This is a genomic window from Allosphingosinicella deserti (genome assembly GCF_003012735.1).
Classification (GTDB): Bacteria; Pseudomonadota; Alphaproteobacteria; order Sphingomonadales; family Sphingomonadaceae; genus Allosphingosinicella; species Allosphingosinicella deserti.
The window spans coordinates 166,312-188,973 of sequence record NZ_PXYI01000004.1 but is presented as its reverse complement, the minus strand read 5'-3'; the positions used below and the strand labels follow the sequence as shown (position 1 = coordinate 188,973).

The following is a 22,662-nucleotide window of genomic DNA, read 5'->3' as shown; positions in this document are numbered from 1 at the left end:
TTTCATCCCTCGCACCGTATCCGGTAGATGAAGGTTCGCGCTTCCCGCACGATGTCCGCGCGGCTGCGCACCGGTGCTTCGAGGCAAAGTTCAGGCTCCACCCCAACGGCAGACAGGAAGCTGCGCACCACTGCACCCTTCACCCCGAAATTGATGTTTTCGGCGCTGCTCCCGCCTTCGCGGACTCGATCGAGATTGAGCGAGGCATGGACGAGCCCGACGATCAGGCCGGACTGATCGAGGACCGGGCCACCACTGTTGCCGCTGGCGATCGGTGCGCTGAACTGCATCACGCTGGTATCGTTGCCGATGCCGCACAGCGCGGAGACATTCCCTGCCGTCGCCTGTGGGCCTGCTCCGAGCAGGCCCTGCAAGGGAAAGCCGAGAACGATCACATCCTCCCCGAGGTGGAGATCGATCTGGCTGCGAAAGCGCGCGAACGCGGGGAGCTGCCGATCCACGCGAAGCAGCGCGATGTCGTTTCGCGGATCCGAGAAGACGACCTCTCCGGGCATCGTCAATCGGTCTCCGGAGATGTCGACCTTCGCTGCGCCGTCGATCACATGCGCATTGGTGAGGATATGGCTGGAATCCACGGCAAAACCGCTGCCGGAGAAGCTGGATCCCGACCCGTGTCCGCGTTCGCCCGGCCGCGGCAAATCAGGAGCGACTGGGATCGGGATGTCGATGCCGAGGGCATTGGCCAGGGCCGGGAGACCGCCGACGAAGCCTTGCCCGTTGGCGGTCAGCCGCCAGGCACCTTCGCGCCGATAGACCTCGCCGATGATCAGGGCCGCCTCGCCGCGATTGGTGAGATCGAGCGAAAAGCGGAAATCCCCGAAGGTGGCGTCGATCCTGCCGAAGTCCCGGAAGCTCAGCCCTCTCCCCGCGCCGCGGCGGAGAAACAGGATCAGGAGCAGGCGCTCGACGTCGGCCGGCAAGGCGGCGACGTCGAGCCTCAGCGCTCCCATCTCGTCGAACGCGGCGCCCGGCCGGAGTTCGCGTGCCCCGATGTCGAGCGGCCGGAACGCGGCGGAGCATTGCCGCCGCGCATCGAGGGCAACGAGCATCGAACCGAGCTCGGCCCCCAATCTGTCGAGAGACGGTCCATCAAGGCCGATCTCGAGCTGAGCGCCCGGAAGGGAGACCCTTTCTCCGGCTGCGATCTCCCGCATCACGGTTTCAGCCGCTCTTCAGGCGATCGCGCGCGCCCCGCAACGGCCGTTCAGACGTTGACGCCGTAGGATTGCGCGAGCGGCCCAAGGCCGCCGTTGAATCCCTGGCCGACAGCCCGGAACTTCCACTCGGCACCATGCCGGTAGAGCTCGCCGAAGACCATTGCGGTTTCGGTGGAGGCATCTTCCGAAAGATCGTAGCGCGCGAGCTCGACGCCGCCCTCGGCATTGACGACCCGGATGAAGGCATTCGAAACCATGCCGAAATTCTGCCGGCGCTCGGTGCCTTCGTAGATGGTCACCGCGAAGGTGATCTTCGTGAGATCGGCTGGCACCTGGTCGATGTGAACCGTGACCACCTCGTCATCACCCTCGCCAAGGCCGGTGAGGTTGTCGCCATGGTGGACGACGGCGCCGCCGGCGCCCTGGAGATTGTTGAAGAAGACGAAATCGGCATCGGAACGCACCCGGCCATTCTCTCCGAGCAGGAAGACGCTCGCGTCGAGATCGAACGAAGAGCCGTCCGTTACCCGCTGATCCCAGCCGAGACCGACCCGGACCGAACGCAGACCCGGCGCTTCCTTGGTGAGGCTGACGTTTCCGCCCTTGCTAAGAGATATTGCCACGTATTTCTGCTCCCGAAATCGGCCTCAGCCGACATTTGACACCCATGTTTGCGCGCCTTGAGCAAGGCCTCACGACCTTGTTCGCCGACGCGGCATTCGCATTCCTATCCGTGCCGATGAACTCTGCCGAATGCCAGAACCATCGTCACGCCGGAAATCTCGCCTCTGCCTGGGCGGCGATCAACAGCTCGCCGCGGCCGAGTGAAGTCGGAACGGGCCGAACTGCCGCATTGTCCCCTGTTCTGGCCTCCTGTCCGGTCAGACGTCGAGCTTGGACCCGCCCGGGCCGATCGGCTGATGGGGCTCCGGCGCCCCCCCGCTTGCATGTTCCTGCTTGTTGTACCGCGCCGAGGCGAAGAGGGACGCGCCGATCAGGATCGCGCCGATCAGGCCCGTGATCACTTCAGGGATGTGGAAGCGGGCGGAGAGCAGCATGATGATGGCGAGCGCAAGGATCGCCCAGAACGCGCCATGTTCGAGGTAGCGATATTCGGCCAACGTGCCCTTGTCGACGAGGAGAATGGTCATCGATCTGACGAACATCGCACCGATGCCGAGGCCAAGCGCGATCACGAAAATGTTGTTCGACAAGGCGAAGGCGCCGATCACCCCGTCGAACGAAAAGGCGGAATCGAGCAGGTTGAGATACAGGAACCCGGCGAGGCCCGACCGCGCCGCGCCGGCGGCGACGGCGTGCTCATCCGGCTCTAGCAAAGAGTTCACCGCTTCCACGGCGAGGTAGGCAAGAATGCCGAAGACGCCGGCAACCAGGAACGTATGCGGTTCGTCGCCCGGCAGCATGGTGGAGATGCCGTAGAGCGCGAGCAGAACGAACGCGATTTCGACGGCGTCGATCGAGGCGAGGCGTGCGAGCCGACGCTCGATGACGTCGATCCAGTGAACGTCCTTGTCCTGATCGAAGAAGAATTTGAGCCCGACCATGGCGAGAAAGGCTCCGCCGAAGCCGGCGATACCCACATGCGCCCCGGTGATGATCCGTTCATATTCGGCGGGATTGGCGGCCGCCAGCTTCACCGCCTCGATCGGCCCGAGGTGCGCCGCGATCGCAACGATCGCTAGGGGGAAGAAGACGCGCATGCCGAACACCGCGATCGCGATGCCCCAGGTGAGGAACCGCTTGCGCCAGATCGGCGACATTTCCTTCAGAACCGCTGCGTTGACGACCGCATTGTCGAACGACAGCGAGACTTCGAGGACGCTGAGGACGATCACGATCCAGAGAATGCCGGCGGTGCCGCCGATCGTTCCCGTCGTCGACCAGCCGAGCCAAACGGCAAGGCCGAGGCAGATCACGGTAAAGAGCAATGCACCCCTGAAATACGCCAGCACCGTTCGTCCCCTCAATCCTTGCTGCCCGCGACCCAGCGCAGGCCCCAGCCATGCGCCCGGTCGAGTTCGCTCTGATCGCGGTAATAGTCCACGATCCGGGTTACCTTCAGCGTTCCGCCGTCATTTTCGAGAAGCACGATGCCGCAGAGCCTGCGATCGTTGCGCCCCTCCGTCATGCGAACTTCGATCGGCGGCTGATCCGGCATCGTCACGGTGACCACGCCATCCGTCTGCTGCCAGTTGGGCGCGCCGTCGTAGATGTTCGCAAATACCGCCACCCTGCGGATCTGGTTCCAATGCGTACCATTGATCCGCATGTTCTCGCCCTGCGAGACGTCCCCCGTCCGATCATCGCCGTCGAGCCCGATGAATGGCGGATCATTGTAGCTTCCGAACATCCGGCCGAGTGCCTGGACGACGCTTTTGCGTCCATCGGCCATCTCGAGAAGACAGCCGAGATCGAGATCCACCGCGCTCCCGCCGAAAAAGCCGCGCCGACCGCGCGACCAGTTCAGGTTGATCAGGATCTGACCGAAGCTTGCGCCCCGCTTCTCAAGGCTCACCGACTGGCCCCGCTTCTCGAGGCTTACCTTGGAGAGGCTGACGGGCCGCGGAGGAGGCGGAGGTGGAGGTGGAGGCGGAGGTGGAGGTGCGGGCGGCGGAGCCGGCTGAGGCGGAGCCGGTGCGGGCGGCGGCGCATCGGCAACGTCGATCCCGAACGATCGAGCAAGCGGAGCCAATCCACCGTTAAAGCCCTGGCCCACGGCGCGAAACTTCCAGGAATCCCCGCGACGGTAGAGTTCGCCGAACGTCATCGCCGCCTCGGTAGCGGTGGCAAGATCGGGCCGAAATTCCGCAGCCACAATGCCGCCGCTGCCTTCGACGACGATCGCGGCCGAGCCGAGACTGGAAAGATTCAGCGTGCCCGCCGCTGCGTCGGCGGTGACACAGAAGACGATCCGCACGACCTCGCCAGGCAGATTGCCGAGACGGACGTCGAAGACGATCCCGGACGCTTCCTTGGTCAGCCGGACAGCGCCATTCGCCGCCTCGGGCTGATTGTAGAAGACCATGTCGTGATCGCCGCGGACCTTGCCTTCGGCGCCGAGCAGATAGGCCGAAACGTCGGTGGCACCCGCGCCGAGGTTCAGCCGCACCCGCACGCTGTCCCCGTCAACGGGCGTGTTAGCCCCACGCTGCAATTGCATGTTCCTCGCCCCGGCTCAGAGCTGGGCCAGAATGGCGGGCATCATGTCATGGAAGGTGCGGCCCGCGGTCTTCTCACCAAGCGCCTTCATCTCCCACCCGCCGTTCGCGCGCGACAATTTCGCCATCACCTGGCCGGTATGAGATCCGCTTCCGCTCAGCTGATAGCGTGCCATCTCCTGCCCCGCCGCAGAGTCGACGAGCCGGCAATAGGCATTCTCGACCCGCTCGAACGTGTCGCCCGTGAAGGAGTTGACGGTGAAAACGAGGGCAGTGACCTGCGGAGGAAGAGCCGTCAGGTCGACGGTGATCTGCTCGTCGTCGCCATCACCCGCACCGGTCCTGTTATCGCCGGTGTGGATGATGCTGCCATCCTTGCTGCGGAGCTGCCGGAACCAGATCGAATCGACCATCGTCCGTGCCGAATCGAACAGCAGGCAGGACGCATCGAGGTCCACGTCGCCGCCGCCGCCGCCGAACAGCCCGCGCAGTCCGCCGGCCTTTCGAACGTCCCAGCCGAGCCCCATCGTCACCCGCGACAGCGTTCCGCCGCCGGTCTTCTCGAGACGAACGCTTTGACCCTTTGTCAGACTGACCATGTTTGAAGCCCCTTCATCGGCGAGGCTAAGCCAGTATTGCGGACGGGCGCAATAGACTTTCTGGACAGATGAAGTCACCGGCGTCTGCGCGGCCAAGCCCCTGCCCTACTTCATCGCGCTCCATTTCCCGCTTGTTAACCCTGGTCACGCTAGACGGTCTCCGCGGGGGAAAATTCGTTGCGCCACCTTGGCTTACAGCTTCTTCTTTTTCTGGCGCTTGCAGCGGCCACGGTCAGTTCCACACGGATCGGGGGCGGCGTCGCGCTGATGTGGGTCGCGGGCGGCTATGCCCTCGCCTACCTGCTCACCCGTCCGCGGCGCGCCTGGCCCGCGGCGCTCGCCGCCTTCGCCATCGGCAGCACCGTAGCGACGTTCACCGTGGGGATCGGCCCGGTCGGAGCCGTGCCGATGGCGCTGATCAACGTCTGCGAACCGCTGCTGGCTGCCCTGTTGCTGCAACGCTGGCATCCGCGCGGCACCTATTTCGAATCCGGCCACGGCATCGCCTGCTTTTCGGGTGCATGCCTGCTGGCGCCGGCCTGCGCGGGACTCGCCGGCGCATTGTGCGTCACCGTGGTCACCGGCACGCCGTTCACCGGCAATCTGCTCAACTGGGTGCTCGGCCACGGCCTCGGGATGCTCACCTTCACCCCCCTGTTCATGCTGCTGCTCAGGGGCGAGTTCCGCGACTGGTCGCGCAACTCCACCGCCGGCCAGCGGGTGGAAGGCGGCCTGCTGTTCGCGCTCGTGAGTCTGACCTGTGTCATCGCCTTCGCACAGAATCGGCTGCCGCTCGGCTTCCTGCCCATGCTGGCGCTGACGCTTGCGACCTTCCGCCTCGGCCGGCTCGGGGCCGCCGTCTCGATCATCATCGTCGCGCTCGTCGGCGGATGGTTCACGCTCCGCGGCATGGGCCCAACCAGCTACATCCAGACCGAGGCGGCGACCCGGGTCCACTTTTTCCAGCTCTACATGGCCGCCGCAGTGCTGACGATCCTGCCGGTCGCCGCGGACCTCAAACAACGCAAGCGGCTCTACGAAACGCTGCGCGACAGCGAGGCCCGTTTCCGGCTGGTCACCGAGAATTCGACCGACATCATCCTCAACCTTGATGCCAACGGGACCATTCGCTACGTCTCCCCGGCGATCGCCTCCGTGGCCGGCTACGCACCGGAAGGTCTGGTAGGAGGACCCGCGCAGAAGCTGGTCTGCGAGGAGGATTGGGGGATCGCCTGGGCCGCGCACCAGGCCGCGTTGCGCGCGCCCGGCCGGACCATCACGACCGATCATCGCGGCCTCACCGCCGAGGGCGAGATGCGCTGGTTCGAGACACGCAGCCGCGCCGTGCTCAACGACGCAGGCGAGCCCGACGGGATCGTCAGCTCGATCCGCGACATCACCGAGCGCAAGGCAACCGAAATGCGCCTGACGCAGGCGGCGAGCACCGATCCGCTCACCGGCCTGGCCAATCGCCGCGGCTTCGAAGCCCGATTGCACATGATGCTGGAGCGGGGCGGCTGCAGCGCCGGATGCCTGGCGGTGTTCGACATTGATCACTTCAAAGCGGTCAATGACGGGTTCGGCCATGATGCCGGCGACGCCGTGATCGTCGCCTTTGCGGAAATGGCGCAAAGCATCACCGGCGGCCGTGACCTCGTGGCACGCCTCGGCGGCGAGGAATTCGGGATCATTCTTGCCGACCTCACCCAAGCCGAAGCCGAAACCCTGTGCGATCACCTGCGTCAGACCGTCTCGGAAACGCCGGTCCCGACCTCGTCCGGCGACGTGCGGATCACCGTCAGTGCCGGCCTTGTCGATCTGCGCAGCGCCAGCGACGCAAGCACTGCGTTCCGCGCCGCCGATGCCGCGCTTTATCGCGCCAAGGCCGAGGGACGGGACAGGCTACGACTGGCCGCCTAGCGCGCCGCTACGCTCGCCGCAGATCGCCTCGTCCTTGATCACGCCGGCGCGCATCTCCTCGATGACGCGCAGCGCGCCGAATGCGGACCCACCGGGATCCTCCATGTCCATCCGCATCGCGACACCGGTGACGATCGCCTCGGCATCCTCGAACGCGCCGCACAGCACCGGCGACATTTCAGGTGCATGTCTCACCATCCGCCGCATCAATGCGATGAGGACGGCCTGGAGCGCGACCAGCTCGGATCGGACGATGGCGGCATCGGTGTCGTTCATGGCCGCGTAACGCACAACTAGGCTGGACGCTGCGGACCGGAGCTTCAGGATTGCGCCAGAAAGGACCTAATCCAGCCGAATGCGTCATCGTCGGTATGTTCCTGGGCCGCCTCGCCGATCACGACCTCGGCCGTCGACCATCCGGCGATCGGTGGTTCGTGGAAGGCGTTGAACAGCCAGATCCGTTCGCGCTCGGCGAATGCGCGATTGCGCGCGGCGAGCTCCGCCGGATTGCCCTGGATCAGCAGCTGGAATGCATTGACGTGCGGCCGTGCCGGATTGACGATCAGCCGCGGCTCGGCCGCGAGCTTCATCGCAAGCGTTCGCGCCCGATGGACGTAAGCGGACATGCGGGAAAGATGCCGTTCGATCCCCGCCAAGGCCGAGATGGCGTAGGGGAAGACAGTGTAGAGATTGCCGCCGTAGCGGGTCTTCCAGACCGCGAGGGAGTCGACCAGCGCCTCCGATCCGACGACCATCGCACCGCCGAGGCCGCCGAGCCCCTTGTAGAAGGAGACGTAGACACTGTCGGCCATGGCGGCGAGCGCGGCCGGCGTGATGCCGTAGCCGGCCGCAGCTTCCCACAGGCGCGCACCATCGAAGTGCAGCGGAATGCCCTGGGCCCGGCACCAGGCGGAGATCGCTTCCAGTTCATCGAGCGGCGGCAGCAGATAGCCCGCCCGGCGCAGCGGAAGCTCGATCGTTACCGCCGCAAGCGGCTCCCGCACGGCCTTCAGCGCCGCGAGCCCGAACGGCGTGGTCCGGCCGAGCCGGATCGCGCGCATCCCGCCGACCCGCTCGATGGCGTTGGCTTCGTCGAGATCGAGATGACTCATCGGATGGAGGGCGACGTTCGCCGTGCCCCTTCTCTCCGCCAGCGCCCGCAACACGCACAGCTGTGCCGTCACACCCTTGGCGAAGAACAGGCCTGCGGGCTTGCCGAGCAACTCCCTGACGAGCGTCTCCAGAAGCGCGACGGCACCGCCGCTGCCATAGATATCGGCATCGAGCGCTGCGGCCTGATGCCCCGCCATGTCCGCCAGAGTCGCGGCCGGCGTCGCTGGCGGATGCTGCGAGAGAAAGCGCGTGCAGCGCCGCCTGGCGAGCCGATCGTCGTCGTTCACGTGCCGGATCCCGTCAGCTCACCTGCCGCTTCAGCAACTTCCGGGCGAGAGTCCGCCGGTGCATGCCGAGCCGCCGCGCGGTTTCGGAAATGTTGAAGCCGGTTTCGGCGAGCGTCTCGTTGATCCGTTCCCATTCCAAGGTCTTGATCGAGGTCGGGCGGTTGGCGATCGCGACTTCGGGATCGCCTTCGGCCTTGTGGAAGGCGGCTTCGATATCGTCCGTGTTCGAGGGCTTGGCGAGATAATGGCACGCACCCAGCTTGATCGCCTCCACCGCAGTCGCGATGCTGGCGAAACCGGTTAGCACGACGATCAGCATCTCGGGATCGAAGGCGCTCAAGGTCCGGACGCAGCCGAGGCCCGATTCGGTGCCAAGCTTCAGATCGACGACGGCATAATGAGGCGAGAAATCGGTGAGCAGATGATCCAGCGCCGCCGGATCGCCGGCGACGCGGACATCGTAGCCACGCCGCTCGAACGAGCGCGCGAGTGTGCGGGCGAAGGTCGCGTCATCCTCTACGATGGCGAGCGCTTTTTGCTTTTCCATTTCCTCGCAACCTCGTTCGCGCCGATGGTAGCAAGCGGGAAGGTCATCGTCACCGCCGCGCCGCGTTCCCGATTCTCGATCTTGAGCTGTCCGCCGAGCTTGCGCACGACGTTCCCGGTCAGGAACAGCCCGACCCCGTGCCCTGCCCCCTTGCTCGACTGGACGGGCTGGCCGAGGCTTGCCAGCAGCTCCGGCGCGAAGCCGTCGCCGCGGTCCGACACCGTCACCCGCAGGGCATCGCCCCGCCGATCGGCGACCAGCACCACCTGGCCGGGCGATGCCTCCCGGGCGTTTTCGAGCACGTTCCAGATCGCCTGACGGAGCGCAGGATCGGCGATGATCGATTCCTCCTCGTCGAGCTTGATGTCCACGAACAGCGGCTCCTTGTCGTAGAGCGCGCGCCAATCCTCGGCGATGCCGGTAAGGAAGGCGCTGGCACCGACCGGTTCCGGGGCGATCCCGCGCGGCTCGCCGGCCTGCTGCAGCACGCCGGTGACGATCGCCTTGCAGCGATCGACCTCGCCCTGCATGTCGCCGATCTCCTCGATCAGGCCCGGATGATTCATCAGCCGGGGATCGCGACGCCAGTCGGACAGGATCACCGAAAGGGAGGCAAGCGGGGTTCCGAGCTCATGGGCCGCACCGGAGGCGAGCAGGCCCATGCGAACGATGCCGTCTTCCTCGGCGGCACGGCGGCGCAATTCGGCGATGCTGGCGTCGCGGTAGCGCAGGATGCCGCCGATCCGGGCGATGAACATCACCAGCAGAACGGCGACGAGCGCGAAGCAGAGCCAGTCCGCGAACAGGAACAGCGGCCTCCGCGCATCGACGAGATCGGGCGGGAGGTGCAGCGGCTGGTGCACCGAGGTCAGGAACGCGAAGCAGATGGCGGTGAGCGCGACGAGCGCGGACGCCGACCAGAAATCCAGCAGAATGGCGCCGAGCACGACCTGAAGCAGGTAGAGGCTGACGAACGGGTTTTCCGCACCGCCGCTCAGATAGAATTGCACGGTCAGCGCACCGACGTCGAAGGCAAGCGACAGGAAAAGGCCCCAGTTGGTCACCGTCTGGCGCCGCACCAGATAGAGACTGAGCAGGTTCACCGCGCCGAGCGCCGCGACCACCGACAGCATCGCTTCGAGCGGCAGCGACACGCCGAGCCGGTACTGAACGATCAGGATGGTGAGCAATTGACCCGCTGCCGCGAGCCAGCGCAGCTGCACCAGCTGCCGCATATTCTCGGCGGCGGCGGTGTCGCCGGGTCGGCCGAACGGAAGGATGCTTTTGCTTGTCATGAGCGGCTCCGCCGGTGCCGGATCAGCAGCACCAGCCCGACAGCGACCAGCATTGCGAGGCCGTACCAAGTCAGGGCGTAAGAGAGATGGCTGTTGCGGAAGCGGACCTGGGTCAGCCCGCCACGGGGCCAGCCGCTCGGATTGGGCGCGGCGTCCGCATCGACGAAATAGGGCGCGATCGCCCCGAGGCCGCGAGCGGCCCCGATCGCCGCGACGTCGCGCGAATACCAGCGGTCATTCGCCGGATCGTTGCTCCTCAGGAAGCCGCCGCCGGGTTCGGTAAGTCGAAGCAAGCCCGTGACGATGACCGGCCCGTCGACATTGCCTTGGCGGCGGCCGCTGGCCGAGCGCCGATCCTGCGGCACGAAGCCGCGGTTTACGAGCAGGCTGAAGCCCTGGTCGGTATCCAGCGGGGTGAGCACCCAGAAGCCGGGGCCGAGCTCCGTCACCGCCTGCACCAGGGTCTCGCGGTCATGCCGGAACCGACCTTGTGCTCGGACCCTGAGATATTCGGTGGTGCGCGCGGCGATTCCGCGCCAGGCTGCTGGTCCCGGCGCGGGCACCGGCGGAGCGTGGATGCGGTCATCGACCCGGGCGATGAGATCGAGCTTCCAGGCGCGCCGTTCGACCTGCCAGGTGCCAAGAGCAAGGAACCCTACCATCAGCACCAGGCCGAGGGCGAGCAGAAGGGCGAACGTCAGCCGCGACCGACGTTCGCCCGCTGCGTTCACGGCATTGCGCTCATCTGTTCGGGGGTCGGCATCATGTTGGCGTTCAAATGATGCATGACCCACAATGATCCGCCGAGCGTGATCAGAACGACGACGACGGTGAAGACCAAAGCCATCATCGTCCAGCCGCCCTCGGAACGCGTGTTCATGTGCAGGAAGTAGACCATGTGGACGACGATCTGCACGAGGGCGGCACCGAGCACCAGCAAAGCCGTGGTCTGCCGATCGAGGCTGCCCATCATCACCAGCGCGAACGGAATGGCGGTGAGCACCACCGACAGGCCGAAGCCGATCAGATAGGATCCCATCGTGCCGTGGGATTCCCCGCTGCCATGGGTGCCGTGGGCGCCGTGCGCATGCGTGTGGGCCGCTTCGGAATGGGGGGCGCTCATCACAGAACTCCGAGCAAGTAGACGAAGGTAAAGACGCCGATCCAGACGACGTCGAGGAAGTGCCAGAACATGCTGAGGCACATCAGCCGGCGGCGATTGGCCTCGATCAGGCCGTGCTTGCCGACCTGGACCATCAGCACCACCAGCCAGATCAGGCCGAAGGTGACGTGGAGCCCGTGGGTGCCGACGAGCGTGAAGAAGGCCGACAGGAAGGCGCTGGTCTGCGGAGTGGCGCCTTCGTGGATCAGGTGCGAGAATTCGTAGAGCTCGATGCCGATGAAGGCGGCACCGAACAGGCCGGTGATCGCCAGCCAGATCTGGGTCTGGCGAATCCGGTCCTTCTCCATCGCCAGCATCGCAAAGCCGTAGGTGATCGACGAGAAGAGCAGCATCGCGGTGTTGAGCGCGACCAGCGGCAGATCGAACAGCTCCTTGGGCGTCGGCCCGGCAGCATAAGCGGTGCTGAGCACGCCGAACGTCGCGAACAGCACCGCGAAGATCAGGCAGTCGCTCATCAGGTACATCCAGAAGCCGAAGGCGGTGCTTCCTTCCGGATGGTGATCCTCCTCGATCATGTAGAAGGAGGCGGGATTTGCCGGCTGATGGGCCGGAGTGGTGGCAGTCATGGATCAGGCCTCCGCCGGCGCGGCCGGTCCGGCGCCGAAGCTCGGCCGGTCCTGATCGCGCGGACTGTCGGGATTACGAAGAGTGGCGTTCTGGAGAAGGCGCGTACGCTCGTCCTCGATGCGGGCCACCTCCTCGGCCGGGATGTAGTAATCACGGTCGTAGTTGAACGTGTGCCAGATCGCGACGCCGATGATCGCCACCAGGCTCAGCATCGCAAGCCACCACATGTACCAGACCATGGCGACCGCGAAGACGACGCTGAGGCCAGCGAGGATCACGCCCGTTCCCGTATCCTTGGGCATGTGGATCGGGCGATAGCCGCCCACCGGACGCTCATGGCCGCGCCGCTTCATGTCGTACCAGGTGTCGAGATCGGCCGTGATCGGCGTGAACGCGAAATTGTAGTGCGGCGGCGGCGACGAGGTCGACCATTCAAGGGTACGGCCGTCCCAGGGATCGCCGGTGACGTCGCGCAATTCCTCCCGCTTCCAGATCGACCAGGCGAATTGCGCGAGCATGCACAGGATGCCGAGGAAGATCAGGAGCGCACCGATCGCGGCGATCACGAACCAGATCTGGAGCGAGGGATCGTCGAAGTGGCGTAGGCGCCGGGTCACGCCCATCAGGCCGAGCACGTAGAGCGGCGTGAAGGCAACCCAGAAACCAACCACCCAGAACCAGAAGCTGGCCTTGCCCCAGCCTTCGTGGAGCCGGAAACCGAACGCCTTGGGCCACCAGTAATTGATCCCGGCGAAGAGGCCGAACAGCACGCCGCCGATGATCACGTTGTGGAAGTGCGCGATCAGGAACAGCGAGTTGTGGAGCACGAAATCGGCCGGGGGCACGGCGAGCAGCACGCCGGTCATGCCGCCGATCACGAAGGTGAGCATGAACGCCACCGTCCACATCATCGGCAGCTCGAAGCGGATGCGGCCGCGATACATGGTGAACAGCCAGTTGAAGATCTTGGCCCCGGTCGGGATCGAGATCACCATCGTCGTGATGCCGAAGAAGCTGTTGACCGAGGCGCCCGAGCCCATCGTGAAGAAGTGATGGAGCCAGACAAGGTAGGAGAGGATGGTGATGACCACCGTCGCGTAGACCATCGACGTATAGCCGAACAGGCGCTTGCCGCAGAAGGTCGACACGACTTCGGAGAAGATGCCGAAGGCGGGCAGGATGAGGATGTACACCTCCGGGTGACCCCAGATCCAGATCAGGTTGATGTACATCATCGGGTTGCCCCCGTTGACGTTGGTGAAGAAGTTGAAGCCCATGTAGCGGTCGAGCGACAGCAGCACGAGCGTCGCGGTCAGGACCGGGAAGCTGGCGACGATCAGGATGTTGCTGCACAGGGACGTCCAGCAGAAGACCGGCATCTTCATCATCGTCATGCCGGGCGCGCGCATCTTCACGATCGTGGCGATGAGGTTGATGCCCGACAGGGTCGTGCCGACGCCGGCGACCTGCAGCGCCCAAATGTAATAATCGACGCCGGTATCGGGGCTGAAATCGAGCCCGGACAGCGGTGGGTAAGCGAGCCATCCAGTGCGCGCAAACTCGCCGACGAACAGCGACATCATGATCACGATGGCGCCGCCGGCGGTCATCCAGAAGCTGAAATTGTTCAGGAACGGAAAGGCGACGTCGCGGGCGCCGATCTGGAGCGGGATCAGATAGTTCATGATCCCGGTGATCAGCGGCATCGCGACGAAGAAGATCATGATCACGCCGTGGGCGGTGAACACCTGATCATAATGGTGCGCGTTCAGATAGCCCTGGTTCTCGCCGAACGCGATCGCCTGCTGGCCGCGCATCATCAGCGCGTCGGCGAAGCCGCGCAACAGCATGACGATGCCGAGCACCATGTACATGATGCCGACCTTCTTGTGGTCGACGCTGGTGAACCATTCCTTCCACAAGTAGGTCCACAGCTTGAAATAGGTGATCGCCGCGAACAGCGCGACTCCGCCCAGGACCACGCCGGCGAAGGTCGCGACGATGATCGGCTCGTGGAGAGGAAAGGATTCGAGCGTCAACCGCCCGAAGATCGTCTTGAGGAAATCGGAGCTGAACATGCTGGCTCTCAGACGTGCGCCGCAGCGACGTGGTCGCGGGGCTGGAGGAAAGTGAGATCGCGATTGGCCGGGTGACCGGGCTGGTGGACGCCTGGCGCATGATCCTGCCGCGGAGGTGCCGTCATGTGCGGCCCCGAACCCTTCTCGCCCGGCGACTTCTGGATCGCGCCCTCGGCCTTGTGGCCGCCCGGAATGCCATGGCCGCCATGGCCACCGCAGGGCCGGCCCGGCTCCACGCACTGCCCGACGATGCGGTCGAACAGACCTGGCTGGGGACTGGAGAAAAGCCGGATCGGCTCGCGCTCGCTCGGCTTTGCGAGCTGGAGATAGGTGGCCGCGTCGGCCTTGGCGCCGCTCTGCCGCGCCGTTTCGGCCCAGCGGGCGAAGCCGGCCTCGTCGGTGCCGGTCATCCGGAACTTCATGTCGGAGAAGCCGGCGCCGCTGTAATTGGCGGAAAAGCCTTCATATTTGCCCGGCTTGTTGAGCACGGCGTGGAGCTTCGTCTCCATTCCCGGCATGGCGTAGATCATGCCGGCGAGTGCAGGCGCGTAGAAGCTGTTCATCACGCTCGATGCGGTGATTCGAAAGCGCAGCGGCCGATCGACGGGGACGACGAGCTCGTTGACGGTCGCGATCCCCTGTTCGGGATAGATGAACAGCCACTTCCAATCGAGCGCGACGACCTGAACCTCGAGCGGCTTGACGTGTGCCGGCACCGGCCGCCCTTCGGCGATTCGCTCGATCGGGCGATAGGGATCGAGCAGGTGGGTGCTCGTCCAGGTCAGCGCGCCGAGCGCGATGATGATCAGCAGCGGCGCTCCCCAGATGGCGAGTTCCAGCATCGTCGAGTGATCGAATTCGGGATCGTAGGGGGCGGCCGACTTGCGATTCGCGCGGTAGCGGATCGCGAACCAGACGGTGAGCGCCATCACCGGCAGGATGATGAGCAGCATCAGCCCGGTCGAGATGAGGACGAGATCGCGCTGCTGCGCCGCAATGTCTCCCGAGGGATTCATGACGACCCAGTCGCAGCCGCTGAGGAGCGGGAGGGCGAGCGCGGGGAGGAGTCGGTATGTCGCTGATCGAAGCATGGCGCGTGGCATCTAGGCGTCCCGGCTCCCGCATAGCATTGGACAGTTTGTCCTATCCCACCCATATCCGGAATCGTCGATATGCGCGCCACATGATCAGGATTTCAAACGCATGACCGTCGCCGCAACGCCCGATCTCGACGCCAACACGCGCGACGCCGCAAACGTCAACGCGCCCGCCGCGCACGCTCCGGCGCCCGCCGAGATCGCGGTCGGCGTGGTGATCGGCCGCACCTCCGAATTCTTCGACTTCTTCGTCTATGCGATCGCCTCGGTGCTGGTCTTCCCGTCGCTGGTCTTCCCCTATGTCGATGCGACCACCGGAACGATCTATTCGTTCGCGATCTTCGCACTCGCCTTCATCGCGCGGCCGATCGGAACGCTCATCTTCATGTGGATGGACCGCGAGCATGGCCGGGTCGTCAAGCTGACCACGGCCTTGTTCCTGCTCGGCGGATCGACGATGGCCCTCGCCTTCCTGCCCGGCCACGCCGAGATCGGCATGGCCTCGGCCGTGCTCCTCGCCCTGTTCCGGATCGGCCAGGGCCTTGCGCTTGCCGGGGCCTGGGACGGCCTTCCCTCGTTGCTGTCGCTGCACGCGCCCAAGGGCCGCCGCGGCTGGTATGCAATGGTGCCGCAGCTCGGCGCGCCGCTCGGCCTGCTGGTGGCAAGCGGACTGTTCGCCTTCTTCATCAGCACTCTTTCGGAAGCCGACTTCCTGTCCTGGGGCTGGCGCTATCCGTTCTTCGTCGCGTTCGCGATCAACGTCGTCGCCTTGTTCGCGCGCCTGCGGATCGTCGCGACTCCGGAATTCCAGAAGCTGTTCGAAAGCCGCGATCTGCAGCCGACCAGGATCCGCGACACGCTGCGGCATCACGGCAAGACGGTTGCGCTCGGCGCGTTCGCGCCGCTCGCCAGCTTCGCCCTCTTCCACCTGGTCACCGTGTTTCCGCTGAGCTGGATCGTGCTGTTCACGCGGGAGGCGCCGGTGCGCTTCCTGGTGATCGAGATGATCGCGGCGACGGTCGGCGTGCTCGCCATCCTCGCCTCCGGTGTGATCGCCGATCGGCTCGGCCGGCGCGCCTTGCTCGCCGTGTCCGCCGCGCTGATCGCAGCCTATAGCGGCTTCGCGCCGCAATTGCTCGACAGCGGCGAGGCCGGCCAGACCGTCTATACGGTGCTCGGCTTCATCCTGCTCGGCCTCGCCTTCGGCCAGTCCTCCGGTGTCATGGCATCGAGCTTCTCGGCGCAATATCGCTACACCGGGTCGGCGCTGACATCGGATCTCGCCTGGCTGATCGGTGCCGGCTTCGCGCCGCTCGTCGCCTTGCTCCTCGCCAGCGAGTTCGGACTGATCGCCGCCGGTGCCTATCTGCTCTCCGGCGCGCTGTGCACCCTGCTCGCGCTGGCGATGAATGCGGAATTCGCGCGCCGGCACGAAGACTGAGGACGCGCGCACCGCATAGACAACGAAAGGCGGCCTGCTTGCTCAGCGGGCCGCCTTTCTCGCTTTTGATCCCAAGGTGGCCCTGCCCCGAGCACCTATTCCTTACAGATCAATCCTTATGCTCCCCGGCGGCTCTCCCGGCCAAGCTCGACGCAGCGCCTTCGAAACCGGTCAGCCATCGAGCACGAGGAGCAAAGAATGAGAGCGGCCCCGCGCGCCGCAGCACCTTCGCCGGCGCCCGGCGCCTTGAGGGAGCCGCCGGAGGAACGGCGCCGCCAAGCCGCCCGCATGGAAACGCGCGCGGAGGTCAGTTCGGACCCGGTCGTCCCAGCGGGGTATCGCGCCGCGGCCCGTGCGTCCCGCGCCGAGGCGAAGCGGCTGGAGGCGATCCTGCGACCGCTTCCGAGCCGAACGGAGATCACCGGCGCTCGACCCCGATGAACGGCGCCACTGCGGCGACGAACGCCAGAACCAGCACCGCGAGCAGCATCGATCCGATCGCGGCTTCGGTCAGCGCCTGTCCGGGACCCTTGGACAAGATCAACGCAGAGGTCGCGGTGGCCGAGGCAATCGCGATCAGCAGCGGAGCGTTGATGCGAAGGTGGCGGGGGGAAGTGGTCTTCATGGCGGGTCTCCTTGGTCGAGGAGACTCTCGCCCATCCTCACTCTCCAGAGGAGTGAGATAAGACTGGCCAAGATGTTCGAGATTCTGGAAGAGCAGCGTCGACCGGGATGCCCGTCCCCGGTTGCACGCGGCCGACGACGCCAAAACCAACGCGGCGCAGCGAGGATGGTCCCCGCTGCGCCAGGCGCTTACCGTGTCGGTAGGAAAATGGTGGGCGTGGCAAGGATTGAACTTGCGACCCCTGCGATGTCAACACAGTGCTCTACCACTGAGCTACACGCCCACTCGGGACCCCGTCGAAAAGCTTCCGCCGGGAACCGCTGCGCAGCCCCTTAGCGGGCAGTTTTGCGCAGCGCAACAGCCTTTGCTTACAATCTTCCGTGCTGATCCTCGGTCTGGAAAAGACGGTCCACCTCGGCGACGAGGTCGCGCAGGTGGAAGGGTTTGGAGAGCACCTTGGCCGACGGCGCGGCGCGGCCGGCCTTGAGCGCGACGGCCGCGAATCCGGTGATGAACATCACCCGCATCTCCGGCGCGATCGCCGAGGCTTTCTGGGCGAGTTCGATACCGTCCATCTCGGGCATGACGATGTCGGTCAGCAGAAGATCGAACGCACCAGGCGCAACCAGCGGGAGGGCGGCGGTGCCGCGATCGACGGCGACGACGTCGTACCCCGAGCGCTCGAGAGCACGCGCGAGATACGTGCGCATCGAATCGTCGTCTTCGGCCAACAGGATTCTGATCATTTGTGCTCCGCCTGACGCCCAGCCCGATGCCGCGTCGGTCATCCCCTATATGCCGGAAGGCGTTACCATTTTCCAGCAGCGCCAGCGCGTTTTGCGACCGTTCAGGCGCCCGATTGCAATTGCGTACCAAAAGCGCACTACTTATCGTCGAGAAGCAAATGGCCGAATCCTGCACCGCCACTCCCTTCCGGCGCCTCGGCCCGGCCACACCGGATTGCCCGGTGCTGATTTCGGTGCCCCACGCCGGCCGTGCCTATTCCGAATCACTGCTCAAGTTCGCCCGCATCCCGCTGGCGCGGCTCGAGACCCTGGAGGATCGGCTGGTCGACCGGCTCGTCTGGCGGGCGATCGAAGGTGGTGCGGCGGCGGTCGTCGCCGAAGCCCCCCGCGCGGAGATCGATCTCAACCGGGACGAGCGCGAGCTTGATCCGGGAATGATCGTGCCGCGTCCCGATCCGGCGCACATCCTCGATTCGCCCCGAATGCGCGGCGGCCTCGGCCTGGTCCCCGCGCGCATGGCGGGTGCCGGCGCGATCTGGCGCGACCGGATACCGGCACCCGAGATCACCCGCCGAATCGAATCGATCCACCGCCCCTATCATCGCGCCCTCACCGAAGAGCTTGCCGGACTGAAGCACCGCTTCGGGCTGGCGATCCTGCTCGATTGCCACTCGATGCCGCCGCGGCAGGGCCGTGATCAGGCGGAGATCGTGCTTGGGGACCGGCACGGCACCAGCATTGCGCCCGAACTCGTGGCCGCAGCCGAGAATGCGGCCCGCGAAGCCGGCTTCTCCGTCGCCCGCAACGCGCCTTATGCCGGCGGGCACATCACCGTCCTCCACGGCCGGCCGCGCGAATCCGTCCACGCATTGCAGCTCGAAATCGATCGCAGCCTCTATCTCGGCCCGGATCTGCGCAGTCCCGGTCCAGGGTTCGACCGGGTCGCCAAGCTGATCGCCTCGATCGTGCGGGCGCTCGAGGGACAGGCGCTCGCCCCTGCCGACGGCCTTGCCGCCGAATAGGCCCGGCGCTGCGGCGCCTCACCCGAACACCGGACTGACCCCCGGCCTGACACAGGGTATAAAAAAAGCCACCTCGCGATGTCGCGAGGTGGCCAAGGTTCAGGGAGGAACGCCCCGAAGGGGCGCAACACGCCGCCGCAAAGGGGGGATACGACGGGCGTGCAGGTCTAATGTAGGAAGGGGCCAATTGGTTTCAATGGCGGGTGATTTTTGTCTTCGCCGCACGCGAAAACCGGTTCGACCGCGATAAAGAAACGGCGCCATTCGGCCGACTTGTGCCGATGGCCTTGAAGATGATGCTCAGGCGCGCCGCCGATGTGAAGCACAAGCAGGGACGCTCGCGGGCTTCTCTCGAAAGGTTCGTGAACCGCGTCGACCCACGGCATCGGCAAGGGTGCAATCCTGAGCGGACCGAACGGGCTGGTTGCGCTGTCCAGCCGAACAACAAATCATCGAGGCTCAGGGCGGCGATGATCCAGTGCAGGAAGATCGCGGCGCGCGTCTAACGCGCCGCCGCCTCACTGGTCATCGCCGCCCAAGTCGTAATCAGAACGCGGCGGCGCCGTTGGTCTCGACCGGGATCGCAGGGCCCTTGCCCTGCTGAACCTGGCGACCGAAGATCTCGCGCATCAGCGTCATCGAGAAAAGGTGCGCCATCACCAGCGGCAGGATGCCGCTCTGGTTCATCTTGCGAAGCTCGTCGCCGCGCAGATCCCGCAGCTTCTCTTCGTTGACCATCTGGAAGCCACGATAGATGAACGGCTGCTCCACGCCCGCCGGCTGGATCGAGACCTCGCCCTCCATCAGCAGGTCCATGCCCTTGAGCTCTTCGACGAACGCCGCAGTGCGCTGCGCCGACATCTCGAACTCTTCGCAGAATTTGAGGATCGCGTTGGTCGCCTCGCTCGGCTTGCCGTCGTCGAACAGAGCATGACCCTCCTCGTACGGACCGACCAGATCGCTGGTCGGATCGAAGCAAAGCGAGAGCTCGTCTGCATCCGGGCGCAGACGCGCGAGCATGAACGGATAGCGGCGGATGTAAGCGGGGACGTAGATCTCGCCGCGCAGCGCGCCGTCGTCCTCGACGAAAACGTTGACGCCCTCGTTGAGGCCCATCAGCGCCAGCGGCACCGGAGTGTCGCCCGACGAGAAGGCGATCGGGAAGAAACGCTGGCAGGCGACGAATTCGTCGATGGTGATCGGCACCGCATGGGTGTTGGCGAGGAACGGCGCCTTCTGCGCCGGGCGGCTGCGGTAATTGCCGTGCTGGTTGCTCGAAAGCGGCTCCAGACCGCCATAGAAAATCGGCAATGAATTGGCCGGCGGCTGAGTCGCCATTGTATCTCTCCCAAGGATGTGAACGCAGCCGCCCCCGCGACCGCCCATTCGCGGCATCGTCTATGGCCGCGCCGCGCGTTAGGCAAGCCGAAGCCGCTGAGGCAGCGGAATAATTGACAAGGGGGACGACCTTGCCGGAGGGTGGCCGCGCGCAACTCGTGCCGTTCACTGGCCGGGATCGAATTAATCGTCCGTTCAAGCCCGGTGGATGACTGTAGCCCGCGAATGAATCCTTCCCACGCAAAATGGTCCGCAGCCGCTCTGCTGCTGCTTGCGGCGGGCGCCTCGGCGCCTGCGCAGCAGCCGCGTCAATATGCCCAGGTCGTCGTCCGCGAGCAGATCATCGTGAAGATGCGCAGCCGACCACCGCAGCAGATCCGCTGGAAGGAGAGCAAGGGCCCCAAGTGCATCCCGGCGCGCGCCATCGCCGGTGCCGCCGTGATCTCCGAGGACACGGTCGACCTGATGCTGCGCGACAACCGCCGGATTCGCATTAAGCTCGACAACGATTGCCCCGCGCTCGGCTATTATCCCGGTTTCTACGTGACTCCGAATGCCGACGGGATGATCTGCGCCGAGCGCGATTCGATCCGCTCCCGCATCGGCGGGCGCTGCCAAATCGATCGCTTCCGTACCCTCCAGCCGGTGATCGCGAAGAAGAAGGACTGAGCGCACCGCCTTGACAATTGGCCGGGGCTTCGCTCAAGCGGCACGCTGACGCTCCTCCTCGTGGGAGCCCTATTTCCGGAACAACGATGACTTTTGCCGATCTCGGCCTTTCCGACGAACTGCTCCGCGCCGTCACCGAGGCGGGCTATGACGAGCCGACCCCGATTCAGCGCCAGGCAATCCCTTCGGTGCTGATGAACCGCGACCTGATCGGTATCGCCCAGACGGGCACCGGCAAGACCGCAAGCTTCGTGCTGCCGATGATCGACATCCTCGCCCACGGCCGCAGCCGCGCGCGGATGCCGCGCTCGCTGATCCTGGAGCCGACGCGAGAGCTCGCCGCGCAAGTGGCCGAGAATTTCGAGAAATACGGCAAGCATCATAAGCTCTCGATGGCTTTGCTGATCGGCGGAGTCTCGATGGGCGATCAAGTGAAGGCGCTCGAAAAGGGCGTCGACGTGCTGATCGCAACGCCGGGCCGCCTGATGGATCTGTTCGGCCGCGGCAACATCCTGCTCACCGGCTGCAGCCTGCTCGTCATCGACGAAGCCGACCGCATGCTCGACATGGGATTCATCCCGGACATCGAGCAGATCTGCTCGAAGCTGCCGGCGACCCGTCAGACCCTGCTCTTTTCCGCGACGATGCCGGGGCCGATCAAGAAGCTTGCCGACAAGTTCCTGTCGAACCCGAAGACGATCGAAGTCGCCCGGCCTGCGACCGCCAACGCCTCGATCGACCAGCGCGTGCTGAAGGTCGATTCGCGCAAAAAGCGGCAGATTCTCACCGACCGGATCGCCGCCAACGACGTCCGCACCGCCATCGTCTTCTGCAATCGCAAGACGACCGTGCGCGAGCTCGCCCAGAGCCTGAAGCGCAGCGGCCTTCGCGCCGGCGAGATTCACGGCGACATGGAGCAGGCCGAGCGGATCCGCGAGCTCGACCGCTTCAAGGATGGCGAGATCAACATCCTGGTCGCGTCCGACGTTGCGGCCCGCGGTATCGACGTCAAGGACGTCAGCCACGTCTTCAACTATGACGTGCCGTGGCAGCCGGACGATTATATCCACCGCATCGGCCGCACCGGCCGTGCCGGCCGCACCGGAGTCGCGATCACCCTCGCGACCTCGGCGGATGGCGAAGCGATCCAGGCGATCGAGAAGATGATCGGCGGAAAGCTCGCCGAGATGGAGCCCTTGCCCGGCGCCAAGCCGGCAAGCGCGCCGGAAGTCGATGCGCCCGACGGATCCGACGAACGTCCGCGTCGTGGCCGCGGCCGTGGCCGCGCCAAGGCCGAAGAGACCGAGCAGCCCGAGGCGACCAAAAAGCCGCGGAGCCGCCGACGCAGCGCCTCGGCCGACGCGCCGGGGGCGGAGCCGCAGGAGGCCGAGAAGCCTCGGGGCCGCGGCCGCAAGGCGCCGGCGGAGAAAGCCGCCGTCGAGCCCGCTCCTGCCGAGGAGGAGAAGGCGGCCGTTAAGCCGCGTGGACGCGGGCGCGCTGCCCGTTCCCCCGAGCCCGAGGTCGAGGCCGAGGTCAAGCCGGCTCCGCAGCCCGAGGCACGTCCAGAGGCGCCGTCACAGCCGCAAGCGCGTCGCGAGGAACGGGAAGAACCGCGTCGACGCCGGGACGAACCCCAGGGACGCCGCGACGAGCAATCCGACCGCCGTCCGCGCCGCAACGACAACCGTCGCGATGCCGATGACGGACCCGACGAAGGCTGGAACGGCCCTGTTCCGGACTTTCTGGCACACGGCTTCGGCTACTGAGCTGAAGCCGGG

General features: G+C 65.6%; 22 protein-coding genes and 1 tRNA gene. 5 read left to right on the top strand and 18 right to left on the bottom strand.

Annotated features, from left to right (window positions below; translation table 11 throughout):
* Positions 1–2: 2 nt before the first annotated feature.
* The 5 genes from C7I55_RS13020 to C7I55_RS13000 form a co-directional block, all read right to left on the bottom strand.
* Positions 3–1,175: a trypsin-like peptidase domain-containing protein gene (locus C7I55_RS13020; RefSeq protein ID WP_106513417.1), complete on the bottom strand. Its 1,173-nt coding sequence runs from the start codon at positions 1,173–1,175 to the stop codon at positions 3–5.
* A 50-nt stretch (positions 1,176–1,225) separates the two neighbouring features.
* Positions 1,226–1,801 carry a TerD family protein gene (locus tag C7I55_RS13015; protein ID WP_106513416.1) on the bottom strand — a complete coding sequence of 192 codons (576 nt, stop codon included), beginning with the start codon at positions 1,799–1,801 and terminating at the stop codon, positions 1,226–1,228.
* A 258-nt stretch (positions 1,802–2,059) separates the two neighbouring features.
* Positions 2,060–3,151: a DUF475 domain-containing protein gene (locus C7I55_RS13010; protein ID WP_106513415.1), complete on the bottom strand. Its 1,092-nt coding sequence runs from the start codon at positions 3,149–3,151 to the stop codon at positions 2,060–2,062.
* A gap of 11 nt (positions 3,152–3,162) precedes the next feature.
* The gene (locus C7I55_RS13005; protein ID WP_106513414.1) at positions 3,163–4,359 is read right to left on the bottom strand and encodes a TerD family protein; all 1,197 of its coding nucleotides are present in this window, start codon (positions 4,357–4,359) and stop codon (positions 3,163–3,165) included.
* Positions 4,360–4,374: 15 nt separating this feature from the next.
* Positions 4,375–4,956: a TerD family protein gene (locus C7I55_RS13000; RefSeq protein ID WP_106513413.1), complete on the bottom strand. Its 582-nt coding sequence runs from the start codon at positions 4,954–4,956 to the stop codon at positions 4,375–4,377.
* A gap of 177 nt (positions 4,957–5,133) precedes the next feature.
* Here C7I55_RS13000 and C7I55_RS12995 point away from each other — a divergent pair, with 177 nt between their 5' ends.
* The gene (locus tag C7I55_RS12995) at positions 5,134–6,876 is read left to right on the top strand and encodes a sensor domain-containing diguanylate cyclase (protein ID WP_106513412.1); all 1,743 of its coding nucleotides are present in this window, start codon (positions 5,134–5,136) and stop codon (positions 6,874–6,876) included.
* Here C7I55_RS12995 and C7I55_RS12990 read toward each other — a convergent pair.
* From C7I55_RS12990 to cyoA, 9 genes are all read right to left on the bottom strand, one after another.
* Complete coding sequence (locus C7I55_RS12990; protein WP_106513411.1) at positions 6,859–7,152, bottom strand: hypothetical protein; 294 nt, start codon at positions 7,150–7,152, stop codon at positions 6,859–6,861. The two genes, C7I55_RS12995 and C7I55_RS12990, sit on opposite strands and share 18 nt — an antisense overlap.
* A 44-nt stretch (positions 7,153–7,196) precedes the next feature.
* Positions 7,197–8,276: a threonine aldolase family protein gene (locus C7I55_RS12985; RefSeq protein WP_199192819.1), complete on the bottom strand. Its 1,080-nt coding sequence runs from the start codon at positions 8,274–8,276 to the stop codon at positions 7,197–7,199.
* Positions 8,277–8,289: 13 nt separating this feature from the next.
* Positions 8,290–8,823: a response regulator transcription factor gene (locus C7I55_RS12980; RefSeq protein ID WP_106513410.1), complete on the bottom strand. Its 534-nt coding sequence runs from the start codon at positions 8,821–8,823 to the stop codon at positions 8,290–8,292.
* Positions 8,793–10,118, bottom strand: coding sequence for an ATP-binding protein (locus tag C7I55_RS12975; RefSeq protein WP_233222198.1), 1,326 nt, complete (start codon positions 10,116–10,118; stop codon positions 8,793–8,795). The genes C7I55_RS12980 and C7I55_RS12975 overlap by 31 nt, the downstream gene beginning before the upstream one ends.
* A complete protein-coding gene (locus tag C7I55_RS12970) occupies positions 10,115–10,780 on the bottom strand; it encodes an SURF1 family protein (RefSeq protein WP_106513869.1) in 666 nt (221 codons plus the stop codon). Before C7I55_RS12970 ends, C7I55_RS12975 begins: the two co-directional genes overlap by 4 nt.
* 65 nt (positions 10,781–10,845) lie before the next feature.
* Complete coding sequence (gene cyoD, locus C7I55_RS12965; RefSeq protein ID WP_106513409.1) at positions 10,846–11,241, bottom strand: cytochrome o ubiquinol oxidase subunit IV; 396 nt, start codon at positions 11,239–11,241, stop codon at positions 10,846–10,848.
* The gene (gene cyoC / locus C7I55_RS12960; protein WP_106513408.1) at positions 11,241–11,867 is read right to left on the bottom strand and encodes a cytochrome o ubiquinol oxidase subunit III; all 627 of its coding nucleotides are present in this window, start codon (positions 11,865–11,867) and stop codon (positions 11,241–11,243) included. The genes cyoD and cyoC overlap by 1 nt, the downstream gene beginning before the upstream one ends.
* 3 nt (positions 11,868–11,870) lie before the next feature.
* Complete coding sequence (gene cyoB, locus C7I55_RS12955; protein WP_106513407.1) at positions 11,871–13,946, bottom strand: cytochrome o ubiquinol oxidase subunit I; 2,076 nt, start codon at positions 13,944–13,946, stop codon at positions 11,871–11,873.
* An 8-nt stretch (positions 13,947–13,954) separates the two neighbouring features.
* The gene (cyoA, locus tag C7I55_RS12950) at positions 13,955–15,049 is read right to left on the bottom strand and encodes a ubiquinol oxidase subunit II (protein WP_408640605.1); all 1,095 of its coding nucleotides are present in this window, start codon (positions 15,047–15,049) and stop codon (positions 13,955–13,957) included.
* A gap of 100 nt (positions 15,050–15,149) precedes the next feature.
* On the opposite strand from cyoA, the gene C7I55_RS12945 reads away from it, so the two are divergent.
* Positions 15,150–16,484, top strand: a complete 1,335-nt coding sequence (locus tag C7I55_RS12945; protein ID WP_106513405.1) for an MFS transporter — start codon at positions 15,150–15,152, stop codon at positions 16,482–16,484.
* A gap of 418 nt (positions 16,485–16,902) precedes the next feature.
* On the opposite strand, the gene C7I55_RS12940 is transcribed toward C7I55_RS12945, so the two are convergent.
* The 3 genes from C7I55_RS12940 to cpdR all read right to left on the bottom strand — a co-directional run bounded on the left by C7I55_RS12940 (position 16,903) and on the right by cpdR (position 17,855).
* Complete coding sequence (locus C7I55_RS12940) at positions 16,903–17,109, bottom strand: hypothetical protein (protein WP_106513404.1); 207 nt, start codon at positions 17,107–17,109, stop codon at positions 16,903–16,905.
* 208 nt (positions 17,110–17,317) lie between these two features.
* Positions 17,318–17,392 (bottom strand) — tRNA-Val (locus C7I55_RS12935).
* Positions 17,393–17,477: 85 nt separating this feature from the next.
* Positions 17,478–17,855 (bottom strand): cell cycle two-component system response regulator CpdR, encoded by a 378-nt coding sequence (gene cpdR / locus C7I55_RS12930; protein ID WP_106513403.1) that lies wholly within the window; start codon positions 17,853–17,855, stop codon positions 17,478–17,480.
* A gap of 158 nt (positions 17,856–18,013) precedes the next feature.
* Between cpdR and C7I55_RS12925 the strand changes: the two genes are divergently transcribed.
* Positions 18,014–18,877 (top strand): N-formylglutamate amidohydrolase, encoded by an 864-nt coding sequence (locus tag C7I55_RS12925; RefSeq protein ID WP_106513402.1) that lies wholly within the window; start codon positions 18,014–18,016, stop codon positions 18,875–18,877.
* 546 nt (positions 18,878–19,423) lie between these two features.
* On the opposite strand, the gene C7I55_RS12915 is transcribed toward C7I55_RS12925, so the two are convergent.
* Positions 19,424–20,215: a SapC family protein gene (locus C7I55_RS12915; RefSeq protein ID WP_106513400.1), complete on the bottom strand. Its 792-nt coding sequence runs from the start codon at positions 20,213–20,215 to the stop codon at positions 19,424–19,426.
* A gap of 225 nt (positions 20,216–20,440) precedes the next feature.
* Between C7I55_RS12915 and C7I55_RS12910 the strand changes: the two genes are divergently transcribed.
* Positions 20,441–20,884 (top strand): hypothetical protein, encoded by a 444-nt coding sequence (locus C7I55_RS12910; RefSeq protein WP_106513399.1) that lies wholly within the window; start codon positions 20,441–20,443, stop codon positions 20,882–20,884.
* Positions 20,885–20,970: 86 nt separating this feature from the next.
* On the top strand, positions 20,971–22,650 hold the full coding sequence (locus C7I55_RS12905; protein ID WP_106513398.1) for a DEAD/DEAH box helicase: 1,680 nt from the start codon (positions 20,971–20,973) through the stop codon (positions 22,648–22,650).
* Positions 22,651–22,662: the final 12 nt, after the last annotated feature.

What these genes read in the sequence shown, in the direction of transcription:
- cyoD (WP_106513409.1), bottom strand. Translation starts at nt 11,241, where the DNA reads ATGAGCGCCCCCCATTCCGAAGCGGCCCACACGCATGCGCACGGCGCC.
- C7I55_RS12940 (WP_106513404.1), bottom strand. Translation starts at nt 17,109, where the DNA reads ATGAAGACCACTTCCCCCCGCCACCTTCGCATCAACGCTCCGCTGCTG.
- cyoC (WP_106513408.1), bottom strand. Translation starts at nt 11,867, where the DNA reads ATGACTGCCACCACTCCGGCCCATCAGCCGGCAAATCCCGCCTCCTTC.
- C7I55_RS12925 (WP_106513402.1), top strand. Translation starts at nt 18,014, where the DNA reads ATGGCCGAATCCTGCACCGCCACTCCCTTCCGGCGCCTCGGCCCGGCC.
- cpdR (WP_106513403.1), bottom strand. Translation starts at nt 17,855, where the DNA reads ATGATCAGAATCCTGTTGGCCGAAGACGACGATTCGATGCGCACGTAT.
- C7I55_RS13000 (WP_106513413.1), bottom strand. Translation starts at nt 4,956, where the DNA reads ATGGTCAGTCTGACAAAGGGTCAAAGCGTTCGTCTCGAGAAGACCGGC.
- C7I55_RS13005 (WP_106513414.1), bottom strand. Translation starts at nt 4,359, where the DNA reads ATGCAATTGCAGCGTGGGGCTAACACGCCCGTTGACGGGGACAGCGTG.
- C7I55_RS12910 (WP_106513399.1), top strand. Translation starts at nt 20,441, where the DNA reads ATGAATCCTTCCCACGCAAAATGGTCCGCAGCCGCTCTGCTGCTGCTT.
- C7I55_RS12915 (WP_106513400.1), bottom strand. Translation starts at nt 20,215, where the DNA reads ATGGCGACTCAGCCGCCGGCCAATTCATTGCCGATTTTCTATGGCGGT.
- C7I55_RS12990 (WP_106513411.1), bottom strand. Translation starts at nt 7,152, where the DNA reads ATGAACGACACCGATGCCGCCATCGTCCGATCCGAGCTGGTCGCGCTC.
- cyoB (WP_106513407.1), bottom strand. Translation starts at nt 13,946, where the DNA reads ATGTTCAGCTCCGATTTCCTCAAGACGATCTTCGGGCGGTTGACGCTC.
- C7I55_RS12905 (WP_106513398.1), top strand. Translation starts at nt 20,971, where the DNA reads ATGACTTTTGCCGATCTCGGCCTTTCCGACGAACTGCTCCGCGCCGTC.
- C7I55_RS13020 (WP_106513417.1), bottom strand. Translation starts at nt 1,175, where the DNA reads ATGCGGGAGATCGCAGCCGGAGAAAGGGTCTCCCTTCCGGGCGCTCAG.
- C7I55_RS12980 (WP_106513410.1), bottom strand. Translation starts at nt 8,823, where the DNA reads ATGGAAAAGCAAAAAGCGCTCGCCATCGTAGAGGATGACGCGACCTTC.
- C7I55_RS12975 (WP_233222198.1), bottom strand. Translation starts at nt 10,118, where the DNA reads ATGACAAGCAAAAGCATCCTTCCGTTCGGCCGACCCGGCGACACCGCC.
- C7I55_RS12970 (WP_106513869.1), bottom strand. Translation starts at nt 10,780, where the DNA reads ATGGTAGGGTTCCTTGCTCTTGGCACCTGGCAGGTCGAACGGCGCGCC.
- cyoA (WP_408640605.1), bottom strand. Translation starts at nt 15,049, where the DNA reads ATGCCACGCGCCATGCTTCGATCAGCGACATACCGACTCCTCCCCGCG.
- C7I55_RS12945 (WP_106513405.1), top strand. Translation starts at nt 15,150, where the DNA reads ATGACCGTCGCCGCAACGCCCGATCTCGACGCCAACACGCGCGACGCC.